The organism is Falsiroseomonas frigidaquae (assembly GCF_012163145.1).
GTDB lineage: Bacteria > Pseudomonadota > Alphaproteobacteria > Acetobacterales > Acetobacteraceae > Falsiroseomonas > Falsiroseomonas frigidaquae.
On sequence record NZ_JAAVTX010000007.1, the window covers coordinates 168,053 to 186,616 of the forward strand.

The window sequence follows — 18,564 nt, forward strand, 5'->3', positions numbered from 1 at the left end:
CATGGACACAACGGTGCTGATCGTCGACGATAGCAAGCTGGCCCGCATCGTCGTCGGCAAGGCGATCGCCGCGCTGCAGCCTGAATGGGTGCGTATCGAGGCGAGCAATGCGGATGAAGCGGTCGCGGCCGTGAATGCCCAGTCGGTAAACCTCGCCATCATCGACTTCAACATGCCGGGCCGCGACGGACTTGCCCTGGCGGAAGAATTGCGGGCGCGGTTCCCGGCCATGCCGCTCGCGGTGGCGACAGCCAATGTTCAGGACGAGATCGTCGCCCGTGCCCGCGCGGCGAATGCGAGCTTCATTGCCAAGCCGGTTACGGAGGAGGGGATCCGTGGCTTCATCTCCGGTGCGGCGCTGCGGCTTCGGCCCGCCGCGCGATGACGGCCCAGGCGGCCACATTGGAGGATATGGAGCGGGACGCCCTCACCGAGTTGGTCAATATTGGCGTCAGCCGCGCCGCTGTCAGTCTTCGCAAGATGGTGGGCCAGCAGGTTCTGCTCTCGGTTCCCTCGCTGGAAGTCGTTTCCCGCAGCGGCGCCATCACCCTGATCCGGGAGCGGGAGTACGGCCAGATGGTCGCCGTGCGCCAGGATTTCGACGGCGCCTTTTCCGGCCGCGCACTTCTGATCTTTCCCGAAAGCAACAGCCTGGCGATGGTCCGCGCCGTGGCCGGCGAATCCCTCACCCTGGAGGAGGCTGCCGCGATCGAGAACGAGGCCTTGGCGGAAACCGGCAACATCGTGCTCAACAGCTGCCTCGCCACCATGGCGAACATGCTGAAGCAGCCCCTGACCATGTCGCTGCCCGAGGTGCTGCGCAGCAACGGGTCGTTGCTGTTCGAATCACGAAGGCCCGAGACCGATGGCGGCATCGTGCTTTTCCTCTACATCAACTTCGCCATCAACAACCACGACATCCGCGGCTACATCTCCATGCTGATGGACCTGCCCTCGATCCAGGCGCTGCGGCTGCTGATCTCCGAATTCATCCGGCAGGTCATGGGCGAAGAGATCTAGCCTTGGCAGAACCGCGCCGGCTGTGCTGCGTTGGTTCCGGTCATGCTTAATCGCGATCAGACCGCAGCGCCGTCGTTACGGCCTTCGAACGACGTGGGACGGGCAGAGGCGCTGGAGCGCCTGTCGGCCATTGCGGGCCCGTGGCTGGAGATCCTCGGCAAGTCCGGCGTAGCCCTCACCGCGACGGATGCACGGGCACCCGGCGACACCATCATCTTCGCCAATGCAGCCTTCGAGGCACTGACGGGCTTTGCCTCCGCGGAGATCGTTGGCCGCAGTTCCGGCTTCCTGCACGCGGAGGACACGGATCCCGCCACCCTTGCCCGCCTCCATTCCGCGATCGCGCAGAACGGCTCGGCCACCGCGGACATCCTGAACAGGCGCCGGGACGGCGCCAGCTTCTGGAATCGCGTGAGCATCACCACGATCCGCGATGCCGAGGGCTTGCCCGCCTTCCACCTGGCAAGCCAGGCCGACGTCACGAGCGAGTATGTCCTGGAAAGCCGGAACCAGGAGTTGCGGCGAAGCCGCCAGAAGCTGGACGAGGCGCAGGAACGCCTGCGGCTCGCCCAGGTCTCGGCGGCCGCGGCTGGCGCCTGGGAATGGGATATCGCGACCAACCGCCTGATCGTGGATGCGCGCTTCGCCAGGATCTATGGCCTGGAGCCTACACCGGCCGATCTGCCCGCCGCCGCCTTCTTCAAGCCGATCCATGAAGACGACCGCATGCGGATGCGCATTGCCGTCGCCGGGGCGCTGCAGGGCGCCGAGGTCTTTGCCCGTGACTTCCGGGTGGTTGTCCAGGGCGAGGTGCGCTGGGTTTCGGCGCGCGGCCGCACCTATCTCGATGCCGAGGAGAAGCCGCTGCGCTTCGCCGGCGTGCTGACCGACATCACCGAGCAGCGCAAGGTCGAGGAGCGCCTGTACATTGCCCAGACCGCCGGTGGCGTAGGGTCTTTCGAATATCTCAGCGGCTACGGCACGGCGGATGTGTCCGGCGAATTCTGCCGTCTGCTGGGCCTGCGTCCGGCCCAGAGCCTGCCGGTCCGCACGATCAATTCCGTCGTCCACCCCGAGGACCAGGCGATCATCCAGAATCGTGACGGCCAGATGGCGGCCGGCACTGCGTTCCACGAATGCCGGATCACGCGCGCCGACACGGGCGAGGAGCGCTGGCTTGCCTCGCGCGGCGAGTACCGGCGCGCGGTTGGTGGCGGGGTCATCTTCGCCGGCGTCATCTATGACGTGACGACGATCAAGCGCTCCGAGGCACAGCTACGGGTGTTGACGGAGAGCCTTGAGGAACGCGTGGAGTTGAGGACGCAGGAGCGCGACAGGGTGTGGAACCTTTCGCGCGACCTGCTGAACGTCATCGGCCCGGACGGACTGCAGAAATCCGTCAATCCCGCCTGGACCGCGTTGCTCGGCTTCGAGCGGTCGGAACTCGTCGGCTCCTCGATGGATCGGCTGGTGCATCCGGATGAGCTGAATAACCTCACCTTCCAGCTTGCGGCACTTCGGCGCGGCGAATCGATTTCGGATTTCGACATACGCCTGCGCAGCAAGGACGGGTCCTACCGCTGGGTCAGCTGGACCGGCATCGCGGAGGATGGAACGATCTACGGGATCGGCCGCGACGTTACACAGCGCAAGCTCCTCGAGGACCAGCTCCGCCAGAGCCAGAAGATGGAAGCTGTCGGCCAGCTGACAGGTGGCCTTGCCCACGACTTCAACAACATGCTGACCGGCATCATCGGGGGCATCGACATGGCGCGGCGGCGTATCAGCCAGGGCCGCCTGCATGATGTCGACCGCTATCTCGATGCGGCCGTGAAATCCGGCCAGCGCGCGGCTGCCCTGACGCATCGCCTTCTGGCCTTCTCACGCCGGCAGACCCTCGATAGCCGCCCTCTCGATGTGAGTACCCTGGTGCAATCGGTGGAGGACCTGCTCCGCCGATCGCTTGGCGAAGGGATACAGCTGGCGATTCACGTCGGCCCTGAGCTGTGGCCCGCGGTCGCCGACGAAAGCCAGCTGGAAAGCGCCATCCTCAACCTGGCGATCAACGCCCGTGACGCGATGCCGGATGGCGGGCAGCTGACGATCACGCTGCAGAATTCCCCGCTCTCGGCCACTGACCTGAGCGATGCCGACGTCGCGACTGCCGGTGATTTCGTCGAGATCTGTGTGAAGGACACGGGTTGCGGAATGGCTCCGGAGGTCCTCGCGCGGGCCTTCGACCCCTTCTACACGACCAAGCCGGTGGGCCAGGGAACCGGCCTGGGCCTGTCGATGATCTACGGTTTCGTTCAGCAATCCCGTGGTCACATCAAGATAGTCAGCGAGACGGGCAAAGGCACCGAGATCCGTCTTTTCCTGCCTCGCTTCCAGGGCGAGTTGTCGACCGGCGACGAATCGATCGCCGGCCCGGCAGTGCTTGGAACCGGCGAGACCGTGCTGGTGGTCGAGGACGATCCCTCGGTAAGGCTGGTCGTGCTGCAGGTCCTGGGGGAACTGGGCTACGATGCCATCGAGACCGAGGGCGGGAAGGAGGCGGTGCCCATCCTGCAATCCCGGCGACGAATTGACCTGCTGGTCACGGATGTCGGCCTGCCAGGCCTGAACGGCCGCCAAATCGCGGAAATTGCCCGGGAACATCGCCCGGACCTGCCTGTCTTATTCATGACCGGCTACGCCAAGGACGCTTCCGAGCAGAGCCAGTTCCTGATGGAAGGGATGGAGATCATCAAGAAGCCGTTCTCGGTGGATGATTTCGGTCAGCGGATCGATTTCATACTGCGAGGTTCGGCCAGGGACTGATGCTCCTCCGCGGCCCGAGGCCTCGCCAGATCTACCAGGCGAGAGCGAGGCTGGCTGCGAGGAGGCGTCCATCATGTCCCCACGCCAGGGCCGGCCATCCGGCATGGCCTGCTCAGCCAGGCGCCAGCCGCCAACCGTACGGCCACCTCGACCGACCCTGCGCAGCCGGACGGGCAAGGGTCGCTGCTGGCTGCGGCCTCGGCACAGCCTGATCCTCGCCATGAGAAGCGGAACGCGCTGCTGCTGGATCTCCGCGTCGCGCTGGTGGCATGCCGAGCAGCGGGATCGGAGGGCGGAGAATAGTCCGAGCCTTGCAGCCGCCAATCGGACCATTGGTGCCCGCGGCGATGCGGAGGCACGCCCAGCAGCTCAGCGCGGCCCACAGGCGGCCTGGATCGACCAGCCGGGGGCGGCGTGTAGAGCCTGACCCTGGCTGCCACTGCAAGCGCGTCTGACGCGTTCAGGGGCAGCAGCGTACCCACCAGGGAAGGGCTGCCAGCCGGGGGGGGCGTCTGCAGCGTCTCGCTGAGGCAGCACCGCGTGCTCCTCCGCCTCGAGACGCATCCACTCGCGCATGGTGCCGTTCTGCGGCCAGCAACGCCGTCGTCGAGGAACACCCCTACCCGCCCCTGCCGGCCAGGCGGATCAGGTGAAGATGCCGCCGCGCCCGGTCTGGTTTGCGGCCGGCTGCCCCGCGGCAGCCAGAGGGCGGCTTCCCGGGGAATCTATGGTGGGCGCTGACGGGATCGAACCGCCGACCACCTGTGTGTAAAACAGGCGCTCTACCGCTGAGCTAAGCGCCCCTCGCAGACCATGCCGTAGCGCCAAGCTGGCAAGGCGCCAAGGCCCCTGGACGGCAAAAAGGCCAGCCCCTGCGGGCCGGCCCTTCCACACCAACCGCTGGAATGCGGCAGGTTCAGTTCACGGCGTCCTTGAGCCCCTTGCCGGCCTTGAAGCGGACGGTCGTCGTGGCCGGGATCTTGATCTCCTCACCCGTGCGCGGGTTGCGGCCCTTGCCAGCCTTGCGGCTGGAAGTGCTGAAGGTGCCGAAGCCAACCAGGCGGACCTCGGTGTTGTTCTTCAATGCCTTCTCGATCGCCTCGAAAACCGCGTCGAGAACATCGCCCGCCTTGGCCTTGGGAAGATCGGCAGCCTCCGCAACAACGGCGACCAAATCCTGCTTGTTCATGTGGGACCCCCCTTCAGGTTCCTGTGCATGTCGTGGTGAAACGGGCCCGAATCAGCCTCGTCTTGGGGGCACACTAGGAGCGCGCTTTCAGCGGCGTCAACGTCACGGCCGCCGATTCGCCGCGGATATCCGCCATTCGTGCAGCACATGCGGCGGAAAAACAGCAGGCGACCGCGCTTCCCAACCGTTGCATCCGAAAAATCCCAAGTTTCCCGCGCGTCTGGACGCAGGAAAAGCCCGTAACGAAAAAGGGGCGTGCACCGCCCGGCGCACGCCCCTTTCCCAATCCACGTCCTGCGGCCTCAGTGCGGGCGAACGGTCGCCCCGTCAGCTGCGGCCCCACCGGCACCCGGAGCGGGCTCCGCAGGCTCCTCCCAGGTGATGGCCTCGGGCTTCCGCACCAGGGCCTGGGAGATCACCTCATCCGCGTGGCTGACCGCGATGATGGTCAGGTTCTTCTTCACGTTGTCGGGGATCTCGGCCAGGTCCTTCTCGTTCTCCTTCGGGATGAACACTGTGGTGACGCCGGCCCGCAGCGCCGCCAGCAGCTTCTCCTTCAGGCCACCGATCGGCAGCACCCGCCCGCGCAGCGTGATCTCGCCCGTCATCGCGATGTCCTTGCGGACCGCGATGCCGGTGAGCACCGAGACGATGGAGGTCGCCATCGCCACGCCGGCGGAGGGTCCATCCTTCGGCGTCGCACCTTCCGGCACGTGCACATGGATGTCCCGCTTCTCGAACACCGTCGGCTTGATGCCGAAGTTGATCGAGCGGCTGCGGACATAGGACAGCGCCGCGGAGACGCTTTCCTGCATCACATCGCCTAGCTTGCCGGTGGTCTTCACCGCGCCCTTGCCCGGCAGCACCACCGATTCGATGGTGAGGATCTCGCCACCCACCTCGGTCCAGGCTAGGCCGGTGACGACGCCGACCATGTCCTCGGCCTCGGCCTCGCCGTAGCGGAACTTCCGGACGCCGGCGAATTTGTCCAGGTTCTTGACGTTGACCGCCACCTTCTTGGACTTCTTCGCGACAATCTCCTTCACCGCCTTGCGGGCGATGCCGGCAAGCTCGCGCTCCAGGTTGCGCACGCCCGCCTCGCGGGTGTGGTAGCGCACCATGTCGCGCAGCGCCTCGTCCGAAATGGACCACTCGCCGGCCTTCAGGCCGTTGGCCTCGCTGACCTTCGGCAGCAGGTGCCGCTTGGCGATCTCGACCTTCTCATCCTCGGTGTAGCCGGGGATGCGGATGATCTCCATGCGGTCCAGCAGCGGCTGGGGCATGCGCAGGCTGTTGGCCGTGGTCACGAACATCACGTCGGACAGGTCGTAATCGACCTCCAGGTAATGGTCGTTAAAGGTGCCGTTCTGCTCCGGATCCAGCACTTCCAGCAGCGCCGAGGACGGGTCGCCGCGCCAATCGGCGCCCAGCTTGTCGATCTCGTCGAGCAGGAACAGCGGGTTGGACGACTTCGCCTTCTTCATGCCCTGCAGCACCTTGCCGGGCATGGAGCCGATGTAGGTCCGCCGATGGCCGCGCACCTCCGCCTCGTCCCGCACGCCGCCGAGGCTCATGCGGACGAAATTGCGGCCGGTGGCCTTGGCGATCGACTTGCCGAGCGAGGTCTTGCCGACGCCGGGCGGGCCGACCAAGCACAGGATCGGGCCACGAATCTTCGGGCTGCGCGTCTGCACCGCCAGGTATTCGATGATCCGCTCCTTGATCTTCTCAAGGCCGTAGTGGTCCGCGTCCAGCACCGCTTCCGCCGCGACGATGTCGTTGCGGATCTTGGTCTTCTTCTTCCACGGGATCGACAGCATCCAGTCGAGGTAGTTGCGGACGACGGTCGCCTCGGCGGACATCGGCGACATGGTCTTGAGCTTCTTCAGCTCCGCCATCGCCTTCTCGCGGGCTTCCTTCGACAGCTTGGTGGCCTTGATCTTGGCCTCCAGCTCCGCCGATTCGTCCTTTCCTTCCTCGCCCTCGCCCAGTTCCTTCTGGATCGCCTTGAGCTGCTCGTTCAGGTAGTACTCGCGCTGAGTCTTCTCCATCTGCCGCTTCACGCGGCTCCGGATGCGCTTCTCCACCTGCAGGACGCCGATCTCGGATTCCATATGGGCGAAGACCCGCTCGAGCCGCGGGCCGACGCCCTCGATCTCCAGCAGTTCCTGCTTTTCCGAAATCTTGAGGTTCAGGTGGCTGGCCACCGTATCGGCCAGCTTGGCCGGCTCCTCGATCTGGTTGATCGAGACCAGCACCTCGGGCGCGATCTTCTTATTGAGCTTGATGTACTGCTCGAACTGCGCGACCACGGTGCGCGCCAGGGCCTCCAGCTCACGCCCCTCGGGCTTCGGCGGCTCCTCGGCGGTGGCGGCGAAGGCCTCGAAATAGGGCTCGGTGCCCTTATAGGCATCGATCTTCGCGCGGCGGCCGCCCTCAACCAGCACCTTCACGGTGCCGTCCGGCAGCTTCAGCAGTTGCAGGACCGTGGAGACGGTGCCGACCTGGTACAGGTCATCGGCACCCGGATCATCCTGGGCTGCGTTCTTCTGCGCGACCAGCAGGATCTGCTTGTCGTCGCGCATCACCGCTTCCAGGGCGCGGACGGATTTCTCGCGTCCGACGAACAGCGGCACGATCATGTGGGGGAAAACAACGATGTCACGCAGCGGCAGGACGGGAAGCAGTTCGCCGCGGACGGGTTCAGTGGGATTTGCCGCCATATCGGACCTCACTTTGGACGATCGGCGCGGAAGCCGCCCCCAGACGACCCACCTGGGCGCCTGGTTCTCGGCACGGCTCCCGGCGCCACGGGATTGTCAAACAGATGGCCCCCCTTCCCCACCATCACAAGGCGCGCCCCATGCGGGGTCCTCATGCCAGGGGAGCCATCCTGGCACTCACCCCGCAGATTGCTCCGCGGGGCGTTCACCGTAGATGAACAGCGGGCTGGCGCGGCCTTCGGCCACCTCCCGGTTCACCACCACCTCCTCGATATCCTCGAGGCCGGGCAGGTCGAACATGGTGGTGAGCAGGATCGCCTCCATGATCGAGCGCAGGCCGCGGGCGCCGGTGCGGCGCTGGATGGCCCGCGTTGCCACGGACTTCATGGCGTCCTCGGTGAAGGTGAGCTTCGCCCCCTCCATCTCGAACAGCCTCTGGTACTGCTTCACCAACGCGTTCTTCGGCTTGGTCAGGATCTCGATGAGCGCCTTCTCATCCAGGTCCTCCAGCGTCGCCACCACGGGCAGGCGGCCGATGAATTCCGGGATCAGGCCGAACTTCAGCAGATCCTCGGGCTCGACCTCCTTCAGGATGGCGCCGGTCCGGCGCTCATCCGGCGCCCGCACCTCGGAGCCGAAGCCGATGCCGGAGCCCTTGCCGCGGGAGCCGATGATCTTCTCCAGCCCCGCGAAGGCGCCGCCGCAGATGAACAGGATGTTGGTGGTATCCACCTGCAGGAATTCCTGCTGCGGATGCTTCCGGCCACCCTGCGGCGGCACCGAGGCGACGGTGCCTTCCATGATCTTCAGCAGCGCCTGCTGCACGCCCTCGCCGGACACGTCCCGCGTGATGGACGGGTTGTCAGACTTGCGGCTGATCTTGTCGACCTCGTCGATGTAGACGATGCCGCGCTGCGCACGCTCCACATTGTAGTCGGCGGCCTGCAGCAGCTTGAGGATGATGTTCTCCACATCCTCACCGACATACCCCGCCTCCGTCAGCGTGGTCGCATCCGCCATGGTGAAGGGCACGTCGAGGATGCGCGCCAGCGTCTGGGCCAGCAGCGTCTTGCCCGAACCGGTGGGGCCGATGAGCATGATGTTGGACTTGGCGATCTCGATCTCGCCGGTCTTCCCGCCATGCGCCAGGCGCTTGTAATGGTTGTGCACCGCGACGGAGAGGACCTTCTTGGCGTGGTCCTGCCCGATGACGTAGTCATCCAGCACCTTGCAGATCTCGCGCGGCGTCGGAACGCCATCACGGGACTTTACGAGGTGCGTCTTGTGCTCCTCGCGGATGATATCCATGCACAACTCGACGCATTCATCGCAGATGAACACGGTAGGCCCGGCGATAAGCTTCCGGACCTCGTGCTGCGATTTGCCGCAGAACGAGCAATACAGGGTGTTCTTCGAGTCGCCGGACTTGCTCATGCGCGCTCCGAAAGCCTCAAGCCGCGGCCGCCTCGCAGGCTGACGGACCGGGACACCTGCCCCCCGGCTGGGGGGCGGGAAACAAAGGAATGTAGCCCCGCAAAGCCGCGGGGGAAAGTGCAACAAGCACCGTGGCAGCGCCGGGGCGGCGTCGGGCCGCCCCATTCTGCTGCCGCGTTCAGATCTTCACCGCATCCGAGGGCGGAACCGGCCGCTGTTCCACCACCTGGTCGATCAGCCCGAAATCGCGCGCTTCCTCAGCCGTCATATAGGTATCGCGCTCCATCTTGGCCTCGATTTCCTCGAGCGACTGGCCGGTATGGTGCACGTAGATGCGGTTCAGGCGCTCCCGCGTCTTCAGGATCTCCCGCGCCTGGATGGCGATGTCGCTCGCCTGGCCCTGGGCGCCGCCGGAGGGCTGGTGGATCATCACCTGGCTGTTCGGCAGGGCGAAGCGCTTGCCCTTGGCGCCGGCGGTCAGCAGCAGGCTGCCGGCGGAAGCCGCCATGCCGACGCAGACGGTGGAAACCGGGCTGCGGATGTACTGCATCGTGTCGTACATCGCGAGGCCGGCCGTCACCACGCCGCCCGGGCTGTTGATGTAGAAGGCGATCTCCTTGTTCGGGTTCTCGCTCTCCAGGAACAGCAGCTGCGCGCAGACCAGCGAAGCAACCTGGTCGAAAATCGGCCCGGTCAGGAAGATGATCCGCTCCTTCAGCAGGCGCGAATAGATGTCGTAGGCCCGCTCGCCACGCGCCGTCTGTTCGACGACCATGGGGACGAGCGAACTGTTGTAGAACTCGACCGGATCGCGGTCACGCATGGTGGTCCCTTTCATGCCCGTCCGTTACCGGCCTGGGCGAATCTTTCCCGGCACACCCCGTCCGGGCAACCAAACCGGCCCGGCAACCAAAGCCGCAGCCTGACAGCGAATCCCTGCCATTCCCCTTAAGATGGGGAAAGCCGCGCGCCCCGCAAAGCCCCCCTCTGCGGAAGCCGCCGCACGAATATCCGTGGCCGGCGGTCGGAATTGGGGGCCGGGGCCGCCCTTGGCAAGTCCCGCAAAGCAAACGGGGCGGGGCCTGATGGCACCGCCCCGCGCAGCCCAGACTGAATGGCGACGGATCAGGCCGCCGCTTCTTCCTGCTCCGTCAGCGCGGTGGGCTCGACCTGGTGGTCGGTCACCTTTGCCAGCTCCAGCACGAAATCGACCACCTTCTCCTCGAAGATCGGCGCGCGCAGGTTCTCGATGGTCTGCGGGTTCTTGCGGAAATACTCCAGAACCTGCTTCTCCTGGCCCGGGTAGCGGGAGGCTTCCTGCCGCATCGCGGCGCTCAGTTCCTCGTTCGAGACCTGGATGTTGTTGGTCCGGCCGATCTCCGACAGCAGCAGGCCGAGCCGGATGCGGCGCTCCGCGATGGCACGGTAGTCGGCCTTCAGCGTGTCCTCGTCCTTGCCCTGGTCGTCGGCGTCCAGCTTGCCGGCCTTGAGGTCCTGCTCCACCCGCTGCCAGATCTGGGTGAACTCGCCCTCGACCATGCCGGGGGGAACCTCGAACACCGCCTTCTCGGCCAGCGCGTCCAGCAAAGCGCGCTTCACCTTCATGCGGGCCAGGCTGTCGTATTCGCCCTGCAGGTTCTCGGCCACCTTGGCGCGCAGCGTCGCCATGTCTTCCAGGCCCAGGCGCTTGGCGAATTCATCGTCCATCGCCGGCAGCACCTTCACCTTCAGCGCCTTGGCGTTGATGGCGAAGACCGCATCCTTGCCGGCCAGCGCGGCGGAGCCGTATTCGGCCGGGAAGGAGACGTTGATCTCCTTCTGCTCACCCGGGGACATGCCCTCGAGCTGCTCGGTGAAGCCGGGGATGAAGCCCTCGCCGGCCACCTCGATCGGGGTGTCGGTGGCGGTGCCGCCCGGGAAGGGCTCGGACAGGCTGCCGTCCTCGTTCTTCGTGCGGCCCTCGAAATCGACCACCAGCATCTCGCCCTTGGCGGCCGGGCGCGGCTCGGCCACGTCCTCGAGATTCGCCAGGCGGCCGGCCATGGTGGCCAGGAAGGCGTCGATCTCGGCGTCGCCCGGAGTCGCCTTCTGGCGGTCCAGCTCGATGGTGGCAAAGTCCGGCATCGGGATCTCGGGCAGCAGCTCGAGGTCGATCTTGTATTCGAGGTCTGCGCCCTCGCTGTAGTTCACCAGCTCGATCTTCGGCTGCATGGCCGGGCGCAGGCCGCGATCGGCGATCACCTGGCGGGTCGCGTCGTCCACCGACTGCTCCAGCACCTCGCCGGCCACGGCCTGGCCGTAGCGCTGCTTGACCACGGCGGTGGGCACCTTGCCGGGGCGGAAGCCCGGCAGGCGGAGATCCGCGCCCAGTTCCTTCAGGCGCTTGTCGCGCTTTTCGGCGAGGCTGGCCGCCGGGACGACGACCTGGAACGCCCTTTTCAGCCCCTCGGCGGGAAGCTCGGTGACCTGCATTTCGGACCTTCTTTATGCACAGAGGCGCCCATGACGGGCGCAAGACGCTTTGAGGCTCGCCCCGTTACCGCCCAAGGGCGCCGGGGGCAATGGGGAAGGCCCCGAAACCGGGCCATCGGCACCGGCATAGGCGGCGGGAATATGCGGGCGGAGGGACTCGAACCCCCATGGCTTGCGCCACTGGTACCTAAAACCAGCGTGTCTACCATTCCACCACGCCCGCGCAGCCGCCTTCCTATCGCGCCATCTTCCCCATCGCCAGGGGCATCAGCCGGCGGGACGGCGCAGCAGGAACATGTTGGACAGCCAGGTCGAGGTGTGGGCGGTCACGGCGTGGGTATCCTCCCGCACCTCCAGCACCTCCAGCCCCGCCTCCGCGGCCAGGGCGAAGATGTGGTGCTGCGGCAGCGCATGCATCTCCATCGTCGGGGGGCGCGGGTCTTGCAGATGGGCGTCGATCGAAAAGCGGTAGTTCTGGAAATGCGTCGGCACCTGGAACAGGGCGATGCCGCCCGGGGCCAGGCCAGCGAAGGCCAGGCGCAGCAGATGCGCGATCACCGGCGGCGGATTGTGCTGCAGCACGATGCGGCTGTACCAGAAATTCCACGCTCCGCCGGGCATCGGTGCCGCGATGCTGCTGTGGTGCCAGGCGACATTGGCAAGGCCGCGGCGGGCGGCCTCGGCCCGCGCCAGGTCCAGATGCGGCCGGGAAATGTCGCAGCCGACGACGCGCTGGAAGATCGCGGCCAGCGCCAGGGTCGCACGGCCGACGCCGCAGCCATATTCCACGCAGCGGGGAAGATGCGCCGGGTCCAGCCCGTGGCGGCGCAGCGTCCGGCGCACGAGATCCGCATCGACGGCGCCGGTGGCGTAGAAGGCGCCCTTCGTTTCCGCGATCCGGTCCGGCAGGTAGATCTCGTTGGTCAGCACCGACCAATGCGGCGCCTCCTGCCCCACCTGCGCCCAGTAGGAGCCGGTCCGCTCCAGCATGGCCTGCAGCCGCGCCGGGTCCGCCGCGACCTCCACCGGCAGCGCATCGGGTGCCAGCGGCAGCATGACCGGCTTGTCGCCGCCCGGAGTCGCGCCGCGGAACTCCTCCGAATTGAGGAAGCGGGCCCGCAGCGCGGAGAGGGTCGGCACCTGCGCCAGATGCCGGCTCAGCACGGCCTCATTCTCCGGCTCACGCCCCAGGATCAGGCGATAGGCGGCGCGGACATCCTCCAGCGTCGCCAGGCGTTCACCCCGGCGCGGCGGGACCGGCTGCGGCGCGCTCATCGGCCCAGCACCGCCGCGGCACAGGCGTCCAGGATCGCCGCCGCATCAAGGCCGTAGGCGGCGTAGAGGTCCGGCAGGTCGCCCGCCTGGCCGAAGCGGTCCACGCCGAGCGGCACCACGCGCTGGCCGCGCACCGAGCCCAGCCAGGCATGCGCCGCCGGATGGCCATCCAGGATCGTCACCAGCGCCGCATCGGGTGCCAGCGGCGCCAGCAGCTTCTCCACCGTCGATTCGCCGGGCTGGCCCTGGCGCCGCGCGCGGCCCTGCGCCAGCCAGCCGGCCTGCAGCCGGTCCGGGCTGGTCACCGCCAGCAGGCCGGCATCGGGCACATCCTCCCGGATCGCGTCGAAGGCCTCCCGCACCTCTGGCGCCACGGGGCCCTGATAGGCGATGGCGAGCTTCGACCCGGGGCCGGGCGGCACCAGCCAGTAGCCGCCGGCGATGACGCCCGCCGGGTCCAGCCTGCGCTCCGGCTGGGCCAGGGCGCGGGTGGACAGGCGCAGCCAGACGGCGCTGCCATCCGCCTTCTGCATGTGCTCGAAGGCGAAGCGCATCAGGATGGCGAGCTCATCCGCATAGGCGGGCTCGTAAGCCACCAGCCGGTCCTGGGCCATGCCGATCAGCGGCGTGTTGACCGACTGGTGCTGGCCGCCCTCCGGCGCGAGGGTCAGGCCGGATGGCGTCGAGACCAGCAGGAAACGTGCATCCTGGTAGCAGCCATAGATCAGCGCATCGAGACCGCGGTTGACGAAGGGGTCGTACACCGTGCCGACAGGCAGCAGCCGCGCCCCGTACAATGAATGCGAAAGGCCGAGTGCGCCGAGCAGCAGGAACAGGTTCTGCTCGGCGATGCCGAGTTCGATGTGCTGGCCTTCAGGCCCCATTCCCCAGCGCTGCGCGCTCGCCAGCTTGGCATCGCGGAACACGTCGTTCTTCAGGTGACGGTCGAAGATGCCGCGGCGGTTCACCCAGGGGCCGAGATTGGTCGAGACGGTGACATCCGGGCTGGTGGTGACGATGCGCTCGGCCAGCGCCGCATTCTCCCCCTGCCCGCGACCGATCTCGGCCAGGATCTCGCCGAAGGCGCCCTGGGTGGACATCATCCGTCCCGGCGGGACGCGCGGCGCCGGCAGGCTGGCTGGCACCGGGATGGTCGGTGATTGCAATTGCCGGCCTTCGGGCGCCAGGGGCTGGGCGAAGGGGATGCTGGCCAGGAACGCCTCCAGCTCGGCTTCCGGCACGTCCAGGCCTTCGAAGCGGTCGAACTCATGGCCGTCCCGGATGCCCATGGCGTCGCGGAAGCTCGCCATCTGCTCCTTGGTCATCAGCCCGGCGTGGTTGTCCTTGTGCCCGGCGAAGGGCAGGCCCATGCCCTTGACCGTATAGGCGATGAAGCAGGTGGGCTGGTCGCCCTCCGCCGCCGCGACGCGGAACGCCTCGGTCAGCGTCTCGATGTCGTGGCCGCCGAGATTGGTCATCAGCGCCGCCAGTTCGTCATCGTCCAGCGGGTCGATGATGGCACGCACCCCATCCACCCGGCCGAGCTCGGCCAGGATCGCGCGGCGGAAGGCGGCGCCGCCCTGGAAGGTCAGCGCGGCGTACAGGCTGTTTGGGCAGTCGTCGATCCAGCGACGCAGCGCCTCGCCATCCTCCCGCGCGAAGGCGGCTTCCAGGCGGCGGCCGTATTTGAGGGTGACGACGTTCCAGCCCATGTCCCGGAACAGGCCCTCGATGCGGCCGAACAGCCGGTCCGGCACCACCGAATCGAGGCTCTGGCGGTTGTAGTCCACCACCCACCAGACATTGCGGACATCGTGCTTCCAGCCCTCCAGCAGGGCTTCGTAGATGTTGCCCTCATCGAGCTCGGCGTCGCCGACGATTGCCACATGCCGCCCCGCCGGAAGCTCCGGCCGCCCCAGCCCGTGCAGCTTCACATAATCCTGCACCAGCGACCCGAAGCTGGTCAGCGCGACGCCGAGGCCGACGGAGCCGGTGGAGAAATCCACCTCCGCGCCATCCTTCACCCGGCTGGGATAGGGCTGGATGCCACCGAACTGCCGTAGGGTGGAAAGCTTGTCCCGCTCCTGACGCCCGAGCAGATAGTTGATGGCGTGGAACACCGGGCCGGCATGCGGCTTCACCGCCACCCGGTCCTGTGGCCGCAGGATCTCGAAATACAGCGCCGCCAGGATGGAGACGGAGGAGGCGCAGGAGGCCTGGTGCCCGCCGACCTTCAGCCCGTCCCGGTTCGGACGGATGTGGTTGGCGTGGTGGATCATCCAGGCGGACAGCCACAGCAGCTTGCGTTCCAGCGCATGCAGCAGCCGCAGGCGCTGGGCGTCGGTACGCGCCAGGGCCGGGGCATGCGGCTGGGCCTGCGGCACCGTGCGGATGGGGCGTTCGGCGGTCATCTGCGCCTCCTGGACATTTGCCGGCAGGATAGGACGCGGCGGCCAGGACGCGAAGCCGCCCGTGCCAATTCCGCCGCCTTGCCTCCCTTGGAGCCTTTACACGGGTAAGTGAAGACGATGAACCGATCGATCGTCGGCGCGCTCTTGTGCGATAGCGCGGTCCACGGCGATGTGGCGGAGGGGCCGCTTGGTCTCCTGCTGCAATGAAACCGAAACGGATCCATGACCTGGACTCAGGCTGCCTTCGGCCGCATCACCCTCGGCCTTACGGCGCTTGGGCTTGTCATCCTCCTCGCACTCGGCGTTGGCCTGGTCTGGCTCGTGCAGGAAACGCGCAGCTACGCCTCCGCCGTCGTTGCCACGCAGCAGATCCGGGTGACGGCCGGGGAAGTGTTGAGTTCGCTGCAGGATGCCGAGACCGGGCAGCGCGGCTTCCTGCTCACTGACGACCCCAGCTACCTCGCCCCCTACATCGCCGCGCGCGCGCAGCTGCCGCAGGAGCTGGACAGGCTTGCGGCGCAGGTGACGGCCGATGGCGGCCAGCTTCCGCCCCAGATCGAGCTTCGCGGCACCATCGAGGCGAAGCTGGCCGAGTTGCAGCAGAGCCTGGAGCTTGCGGAGGCCGGGGACCGGGAAGCGGCGCTCGCGGTGGTCCGCGGCGGGCGCGGCCAGATCCTGATGGACCAGGTGCGCAACCAGATCGCAGGCGTGGAACAGCGCACCGCCATCCGCCAGCAGCAGCGCAGTGCCAATCTGGAAGGCGCCGGGCAGTTGTTGATGTATGGCGCGATTCTCGGCCTGCTGCTGATCGCCCTGGTCAGCTTCGGCACGCTGCGCGCGGCCCGCAGCTACACGCGCGACCTGGAGGCGGCGCAGGCGGCGCTGCAACGGGCCAATTCCAGCCTGGAGCAGCGCGTGGCCACGCGCACCGGGTCGCTGATGGCCGCGAATGAGGAAATCCAGCGCTTCGCCTACATCGTCTCGCATGACCTGCGCGCGCCGCTGGTCAATGTGATGGGCTTCACGCAGGAGTTGGAGACCGCGATCGTGGCGGTGCGCGGCCTGATGGAGCGTGCCGAGGCCGAGGCACCGGCGCTGGTCACGCAGGATGTCCGCGAGGCGGTGCGGGAGGATATCCCCGAGGCGATCGGCTTCATCCGGTCCTCCACCAATCGCATGGACCGCCTGATCGGTGCCATCCTGGCGCTGTCGCGCGAGGGTCGCCGGCGCCTGGTGGCGGAGCCCGTGCCGCTGCAGCCGCTGCTGGAGGGCCTGTCGAACAGCCTGCAGCACCAGCTGGATGCCGCGGGCGCGGAGCTACGACTGCAGCCGCCCTTCCCGACCCTGCAGACGGACCGGCTGGCGCTGGAGCAGATCCTCGGCAACCTTCTGGACAATGCCGTGAAATACCTCGATCCCGCCCGCCCTGGCCGCATCATGGTCCGCGCGCGGCGGGAATCCGGACTGCACGCCCTGGACGTGGTGGATAACGGCCGCGGCATCGCCGAGCGCGACCACGCCCGGGTGTTCGAGCTGTTCCGCCGTTCCGGACCGCAGGACAAGCCCGGCGAGGGCATCGGCCTCGCGCATGTCCGCGCGCTGGCGCGCCGCATGGGCGGCGACATCCGCCTCGCCTCCCGCCTGGGCGAGGGTTCCGTCTTCACTCTGCTGCTGCCGGATGCCTTGCCCGCCCCCGACACAGACATGGCAAACGCACCACAGCTGGAGGACCAGCCCGCATGAACGTATCCGCCCAAGCCGTCACCATCGTCATGATCGAGGATGATGACGGCCACGCACGCCTCATCGAGAAGAACCTGAAACGCGCCGGCGTCTACAACGACGTGCTGCACCTGAATTCCGGCACCGCCGCGGTGAACCATCTGTTCGGTCCGCAGCGCCAGGGCGGCGCGCCGGTGCTGGTGCTGCTCGACCTCAACCTGCCGGACATGAGCGGCATCGACATCCTGGCCCGGTTGAAGGCGGATGCGGAGTTGCGCCTCGCACCCGTGATCGTGCTGACGACAACGGATGACGACCGCGAGATCCGGCGATGCTATGAACTCGGTTGCAGCGTCTACATCACCAAGCCGGTGAACTACGAGACCTTCGCCCAGGCCGTGCGACAGCTCGGGCTGTTTCTCGCCGTGATCCAGGTGCCGCCAACAGCCCCATGACCAGCCAGGCTTCCCGCATCCTCTACATCGACGACGACCAGGCACTGTGCCGCCTGGTACAGCGCGCGCTTGGCCGCCTCGGTCATCAGGTGGTCATCGCCTGCGATGGCGACCAGGGACTGGCGCGGGCCAAGGAGGATGGCTTCGCGGCGATCTGCCTGGACCACTACATGCCGGGCGCGGATGGGCTGGAAACCCTGGCCGCGCTGCGCGCCCTGCCCGACCCGGCGCCGGTGATCTTCGTCACCGGGGCTGATGAGACGCGCGTCGCCGTCGCCGCGCTGCGCGCCGGGGCCGAGGATTTCGTCGTGAAGACGCCGGGCGAGAGCTTCCTGCTGCTGCTGCACCGGGCCATCGAGGGTGCCGTGGACCGCGCCACGATGCGCCGCCAGCAGGCGGAAGCCGAGACCAAGGTGCGGGAAGCGCTGGACCGCGCGGAGGAACTGGCCGCCAGCCGCGCCCTGCTGCTGCAGGAGGTGAACCACCGCGTCGCCAACAGCCTGCAGATCATCGCCAGCCTGACGCGCCTGCAGGAAGGCGCGGTTGCCGACCCCGCGGCCCGCGCCGCGCTGGCGGCGGTGCGCCACCGCATCGCCGCCGTCGCCCAGGTGCACCGCCGGCTGTACACCTCGGCGGATGTACGCTCCGTCGCGCTGAACGATTATCTCGGCGGCCTGCTGGTGGAGATCGGCCGCAGCGTGGAAACGGCACGCATCGATTTCACCGGCGCGCCACTGGAAGTGCCGCCGGACCGCGCCGTCTCGCTCGGCGTCATCCTGTCCGAGCTGGTCACCAACGCGCTGAAATATGCCTACCCCGACACGCCGGAGGGCGGCCCGATCCGGGTGACGCTGGCGATGGAGGGTGCGGATGGCGTGCTGCGGGTGGAAGATGACGGTGTCGGCGGCGCCGGCGCCGACCTGCCGGCCGGCACAGGCCTCGGTGGACGGATCGTGCAGGCAATGGCGTCCACCATCGGCGGGCTGGTGGAATTCGCCGGCGGGCCCGGGTCCTGCATCACGGTGCGCTTCGCCCTGGGGTGA

General features: G+C 67.4%; 13 protein-coding genes and 2 tRNA genes. 6 read left to right on the forward strand and 9 right to left on the reverse strand.

Translation table 11 applies throughout. The features are described from left to right. Positions 1-13: 13 nt before the first annotated feature. From HB662_RS23475 to HB662_RS29825, 3 genes are read left to right on the forward strand one after another with little or no spacing between them, the layout of a single operon-like run. Positions 14-385, forward strand: a complete 372-nt coding sequence (locus HB662_RS23475; RefSeq protein ID WP_342449575.1) for a response regulator transcription factor — start codon at positions 14-16, stop codon at positions 383-385. Beyond that, the gene (locus HB662_RS23480; protein WP_168053467.1) at positions 382-1,020 is read left to right on the forward strand and encodes a chemotaxis protein CheX; all 639 of its coding nucleotides are present in this window, start codon (positions 382-384) and stop codon (positions 1,018-1,020) included. Before HB662_RS23475 ends, HB662_RS23480 begins: the two co-directional genes overlap by 4 nt. Positions 1,021-1,062: 42 nt before the next feature. Further along, positions 1,063-3,840 (forward strand): hybrid sensor histidine kinase/response regulator, encoded by a 2,778-nt coding sequence (locus tag HB662_RS29825; protein ID WP_168053469.1) that lies wholly within the window; start codon positions 1,063-1,065, stop codon positions 3,838-3,840. Positions 3,841-4,568: 728 nt separating this feature from the next. Here the strand turns inward: HB662_RS29825 and HB662_RS23490 are convergent. The 9 genes from HB662_RS23490 to HB662_RS23530 form a co-directional block, all read right to left on the reverse strand. Beyond that, positions 4,569-4,643: transfer RNA gene (locus HB662_RS23490), tRNA-Val, on the reverse strand. A gap of 113 nt (positions 4,644-4,756) precedes the next feature. Then, positions 4,757-5,029, reverse strand: a complete 273-nt coding sequence (locus HB662_RS23495) for an HU family DNA-binding protein (protein ID WP_168053471.1) — start codon at positions 5,027-5,029, stop codon at positions 4,757-4,759. A gap of 302 nt (positions 5,030-5,331) precedes the next feature. Beyond that, entirely contained in the window at positions 5,332-7,752 is a 2,421-nt protein-coding gene (gene lon / locus HB662_RS23500) for an endopeptidase La (RefSeq protein ID WP_168053473.1), read from the reverse strand. A 177-nt stretch (positions 7,753-7,929) separates the two neighbouring features. Beyond that, positions 7,930-9,186 carry an ATP-dependent Clp protease ATP-binding subunit ClpX gene (clpX, locus tag HB662_RS23505; protein WP_168053475.1) on the reverse strand — a complete coding sequence of 419 codons (1,257 nt, stop codon included), beginning with the start codon at positions 9,184-9,186 and terminating at the stop codon, positions 7,930-7,932. A 178-nt stretch (positions 9,187-9,364) separates the two neighbouring features. After that, positions 9,365-10,009: an ATP-dependent Clp endopeptidase proteolytic subunit ClpP gene (clpP, locus tag HB662_RS23510; RefSeq protein ID WP_168053477.1), complete on the reverse strand. Its 645-nt coding sequence runs from the start codon at positions 10,007-10,009 to the stop codon at positions 9,365-9,367. 302 nt (positions 10,010-10,311) lie between these two features. Continuing rightward, the gene (gene tig / locus HB662_RS23515; RefSeq protein ID WP_168053479.1) at positions 10,312-11,658 is read right to left on the reverse strand and encodes a trigger factor; all 1,347 of its coding nucleotides are present in this window, start codon (positions 11,656-11,658) and stop codon (positions 10,312-10,314) included. 142 nt (positions 11,659-11,800) lie between these two features. After that, positions 11,801-11,881: transfer RNA gene (locus HB662_RS23520), tRNA-Leu, on the reverse strand. A gap of 44 nt (positions 11,882-11,925) precedes the next feature. Continuing rightward, positions 11,926-12,933, reverse strand: a complete 1,008-nt coding sequence (locus HB662_RS23525) for a class I SAM-dependent methyltransferase (protein WP_168053481.1) — start codon at positions 12,931-12,933, stop codon at positions 11,926-11,928. Beyond that, positions 12,930-15,344 carry a 1-deoxy-D-xylulose-5-phosphate synthase N-terminal domain-containing protein gene (locus HB662_RS23530; protein ID WP_168053483.1) on the reverse strand — a complete coding sequence of 805 codons (2,415 nt, stop codon included), beginning with the start codon at positions 15,342-15,344 and terminating at the stop codon, positions 12,930-12,932. The genes HB662_RS23525 and HB662_RS23530 overlap by 4 nt, the downstream gene beginning before the upstream one ends. A gap of 222 nt (positions 15,345-15,566) precedes the next feature. On the opposite strand from HB662_RS23530, the gene HB662_RS23535 reads away from it, so the two are divergent. From HB662_RS23535 to HB662_RS23545, 3 genes are read left to right on the forward strand one after another with little or no spacing between them, the layout of a single operon-like run. Continuing rightward, the gene (locus HB662_RS23535; RefSeq protein WP_168053485.1) at positions 15,567-17,087 is read left to right on the forward strand and encodes a sensor histidine kinase; all 1,521 of its coding nucleotides are present in this window, start codon (positions 15,567-15,569) and stop codon (positions 17,085-17,087) included. Then, complete coding sequence (locus HB662_RS23540) at positions 17,084-17,521, forward strand: response regulator (protein ID WP_168053487.1); 438 nt, start codon at positions 17,084-17,086, stop codon at positions 17,519-17,521. The genes HB662_RS23535 and HB662_RS23540 overlap by 4 nt, the downstream gene beginning before the upstream one ends. Then, on the forward strand, positions 17,518-18,564 hold the full coding sequence (locus tag HB662_RS23545; RefSeq protein ID WP_168053489.1) for a sensor histidine kinase: 1,047 nt from the start codon (positions 17,518-17,520) through the stop codon (positions 18,562-18,564). The genes HB662_RS23540 and HB662_RS23545 overlap by 4 nt, the downstream gene beginning before the upstream one ends.